Here is a 3560-nt window from a genome sequence, read left to right as displayed (position 1 = left end):
CCCCGCCGTGGCAGAGGCCATCGAGCACGCCGAACCCGCTGTCGAGCCCGAGGCGCCGGAGCGAGCCGAACCCGCCGCCGAGGCGTTCGCGGCGACGCCCGTCAGTGAGCCCGCGGCTCCGCGAACCCAACCCGTCCCCATCGCCGACATCGCCGAGGTCGACGTCGCCGAGCTCGGGCTCGCCGATCGGCTGGGGCTCGGCGAAACCGATCCCGACGACGAAGTGGGGCCCACGTCGTGAGGACCGGTCTGGTGCTCTCCGAGGCTCTCTCGGGGCTTCGCCGCAACGCGTCGATGGTCATTTCCGTCGTGCTCGTCACCTTCGTCTCACTGACCTTCGTCGGCGCCGCCATCCTGATGCAGATGCAGATCGGTCAGATGAAGGACTACTGGGCCGATCGCGCCCAGGTTGCGATCTACATGTGCACGGCGATCTCGCAGGCGGCGACGTGCGTCGACGGGCTTGCGACGCCCGAGCAGCTCGCCGAGGTCAGCGCGAAGCTCGACGGTCCGGCGCTCGCACCGCTCATCCGCGACCTGCGCTTCGAGGACCGTGAGCAGGCGTATGCGAACGTCATCGAGCTGCTGGGCGAGGACTATGCGAGCGTCATCACCCCCGAGCAGCTCAACGAGACGTACTGGATCAACTTGGTCGATCAGAGCCAGTCCGACGTGATCGTCGAGGCGTTCAAGGGGATGCAGGGCGTGGAGGAGGTCAAGGACCAGCTCCAGTACCTCGAGCCGCTGTTCTCCGCGCTCACCGTCGCCACCTATATCGCGGTCGGCATCGCCGCGCTGATGCTCGTCGCGGCCGTCCTGCTGATCGCCACCACGATCCGCCTCTCCGCCTACGCTCGAAGACGAGAGCTCGGCATCATGCGACTGGTCGGCGCCTCCAATCGCTTCATTCAGACGCCGTTCATCCTCGAGGGCGTCTTCGCGGCGCTCCTCGGGTCGCTGCTCGCGGGCGCCGCCGTGCTGGCGGGCGTGCACTTCGGGGTCGACCAGTACCTGCGCCAGCGGGTCGAGTTCGTCACGACGTGGGTCAGCGTCTCGGACGCCTGGGTGGTCGTTCCGATCCTCATCCTCATCGGGGCACTGCTGGCGGCGCTGTCGGCCGGCTTCGCGATCCGGCGCTGGCTGCGGGCCTGACCCGCCCGCGGCGTGCACAACGTCTCCATTTCGGTGAAGCAACCGCCCTGGCGCGTCGTTCGCGGCTCGTTTCACGCGAATCAGCGACTATGTGCACGCGCCGGTCGGCTGACGCCGCACGATTGCTAGACTGACAGGCTGCCGCGCGCCCTCGACAGGGTCAGGGACCACCCGCGCGGCATCCGATCGAGGAGAAGTCATGCCCAGGGAACGCGGCGAGCAGGTCGTAGCGACCAATCGTCGCGCGCGCCACGAGTACACCATCGAGAAGACGTACGAGGCCGGACTGGTGCTCACCGGCACCGAGGTCAAGTCGTTGCGGCAGGGCCGCGCGAACCTCTCCGACGGGTACGCGTACATCGACGGGGGAGAGGCGTGGCTTGATTCCGTGCACATCCCGGAGTACTCGCAGGGGCATTGGACGAACCATGCCACCAAGCGCACCCGCAAGCTGCTGCTGCACAAGGACGAGATCATCAAGCTCTCGCACGCCGTCTCGGCGGGCGGCTACACGCTCGTGCCGTTGAAGCTCTACTTCTCGGACGGCCGCGCCAAGGTCGAGATCGGCATCGCCAAGGGCAAGCACGAGTGGGACAAGCGCCAGACGCTACGCGAGCGACAGGACAAGCGCGAGGCCGAGCGCGCGATGCGCTCCCGCAACCGCCTCGGCGAGTAGAGCCCCGGAGGGCATGATCGCCGGATGCCGCGCCGGTGCGTGTCCGCAGGATGGTCGGCCGAGCATCTCTGCGCCGCCGTCTCGCTGACACGCGATCGGGAGCGAGCATCGAGCGAGCGCGACGCGACGAAAACGCGCTACGGCACCGCCGGCGCCGCCTCGGAGTCCGCGACCGCACGGTCGGTGAACGCGGTCTTCGGGACGAACGCCAGCGCCGCCGCCGCGACGAGCGCGGTCACCCCGCAGACGATCCACACGGTGAAGTAGCCCGCCAGCAGGGCTCGGGTCCGCGAGCATCCAGCTCGGCGGTGACCGCGGGCTGCAGGATCACGAGCGAGACGCGGTGGGCGACCCCTGCGCGAGGCTCGACAACGGCAGGGACGGTGCGGACGACATGCCGCGGTCAGTGCGCGGCGAAGCGCGCCTCGACGGCGGCACTGACCACGATGTCCTCCGGCTGGAATTCGACCGCCGGCGCCCCCGCCCCGGCATCCATCACGCCCATCGCCATCGCGCGCATCATCTTGGGCGCCGGCGGCGCGGGCTCCGGCGCGCGGGTGAGAAGTCCGAGATCGGCGATCTCGACGGGTGTCAGCGTGCCCAGACCGATTGCACCGGCGTACGCGGTGGCCCGGTCGACGGCGACCTTCACGGCGTGCGCCGCCACCTCGGCTTCGGTCGTCTTGGCCGTGGCGGGGGTGAGTCGCCATGTCACGCCGTCGACATGCACGCCGTCCCGCTCGGCCGCATCACTGACCCACCACGAGAGGGCCGCGAAGTCGGTGAAGGTCGCCGTGATCTCCACCGAGGCATAGTGCACGAGGGCGAGCTGCTTGCCCTCGCTGTTCCATGGGCGGTTCGCCCACACCGACACGCGCTGGCTCGACCACTCGCTGACGCCACCGGCATCCTTGCGGGCGGCGAGGTCGTCCCGCAGGGGCGCCGCCAGCGCGGCGATCCGCTCGACGACAGGTCCGCGCTCACGTCCTTCCGCGCGAACCGTGACGTGGGCGACTGCTTCTTCCGGGGCGACACGGGTCTCGTGCTCGCCGCGGACCGTGATGGTGACTTCGCTCATGGCTGAGACTCTACGCGGGCCGTCGAACCGTTATAGACTGTGATGCTGGGCTCCTCGGGGCCGAGTGCTTGACAACTACACAGCGCGTGACAGCGGCCCTCTGCAACGAGGGTTCATGGGGATGATCGGTTTCGACATCGCCTGAGCTCCTGCGAGAAGCGGGCCGAGGATGCAGGGTTATCTCGAAAACGATCTCTGCAAAAACATAATTGCCGATGCAAATCGCAATGAGTTCGCCCTCGCTGCATAAGCGAGCCTGAACTCCGTGAGACCGTAGGCGTTCCCGCTACGGACCCTCGCGTCATCTAGGGGACTTGCTGAGGGACGGCGTCTTGGACGTTCCTCGGGACTCTTTCCAGACTGGGCCTGTCGACCTAGATGCCTGTGGCAAAGGTCGGGGCCGAGCAGAACGTCAGCACAGGCTACGCCCGTAGAAGGCGCAGAGACACAGCGATGGACGGGGGTTCGATTCCCCCCATCTCCACCAATCCGCTGTCACGTGTAGTTAGGCCCGGCTCCCGCGTTGATCCGCGGGGGTCGGGCCGTTTTCCATGCATGGCGATCACCCCTTCACCGGGTGACCCCCCACTGAACGGCTCCCCTCGGAAATCACGGGGCGCAGTCGGCGAGGCGAAGTCGCCATCAGCGGGGATC

Annotated in this window: 3 protein-coding genes, 1 other RNA gene and 1 pseudogene; 4 read left to right on the top strand and 1 reads right to left on the bottom strand. The window is 68.0% G+C overall.

The window, feature by feature from the left end:
* The 3 genes and pseudogenes from VFX99_RS02925 to smpB all read left to right on the top strand — a co-directional run.
* Nucleotides 1-241: pseudogene (locus tag VFX99_RS02925) on the top strand (cell division ATP-binding protein FtsE); the annotation flags it as partial.
* Nucleotides 238-1152 carry a permease-like cell division protein FtsX gene (gene ftsX / locus VFX99_RS02920; protein WP_329664820.1) on the top strand — a complete coding sequence of 305 codons (915 nt, stop codon included), beginning with the start codon at nucleotides 238-240 and terminating at the stop codon, nucleotides 1150-1152. The pseudogene VFX99_RS02925 and the gene ftsX, both read left to right, overlap by 4 nt.
* Nucleotides 1153-1351: 199 nt before the next feature.
* On the top strand, nucleotides 1352-1828 hold the full coding sequence (gene smpB, locus VFX99_RS02915) for an SsrA-binding protein SmpB (protein ID WP_329664819.1): 477 nt from the start codon (nucleotides 1352-1354) through the stop codon (nucleotides 1826-1828).
* A 403-nt stretch (nucleotides 1829-2231) separates the two neighbouring features.
* Here the strand turns inward: smpB and VFX99_RS02910 are convergent, their stop codons facing one another.
* Nucleotides 2232-2906 (bottom strand): SIMPL domain-containing protein, encoded by a 675-nt coding sequence (locus VFX99_RS02910; RefSeq protein WP_329664818.1) that lies wholly within the window; start codon nucleotides 2904-2906, stop codon nucleotides 2232-2234.
* 117 nt (nucleotides 2907-3023) lie between these two features.
* Here VFX99_RS02910 and ssrA point away from each other — a divergent pair.
* Nucleotides 3024-3393, top strand: a transfer-messenger RNA (tmRNA) gene (ssrA, locus tag VFX99_RS02905).
* Nucleotides 3394-3560: the final 167 nt, after the last annotated feature.

Source organism: Microbacterium sp. (assembly GCF_036277215.1).
Lineage (GTDB): Bacteria > Actinomycetota > Actinomycetes > Actinomycetales > Microbacteriaceae > Microbacterium.
Note: the sequence above shows the minus strand (reverse complement) of the source record. Positions and strands in the feature narration are given on the sequence as shown.

Coding starts and splice junctions, on each gene's coding strand:
- smpB (WP_329664819.1), top strand. CDS start 1,352: ATGCCCAGGGAACGCGGCGAGCAGGTCGTAGCGACCAATCGTCGCGCG.
- VFX99_RS02910 (WP_329664818.1), bottom strand. CDS start 2,906: ATGAGCGAAGTCACCATCACGGTCCGCGGCGAGCACGAGACCCGTGTC.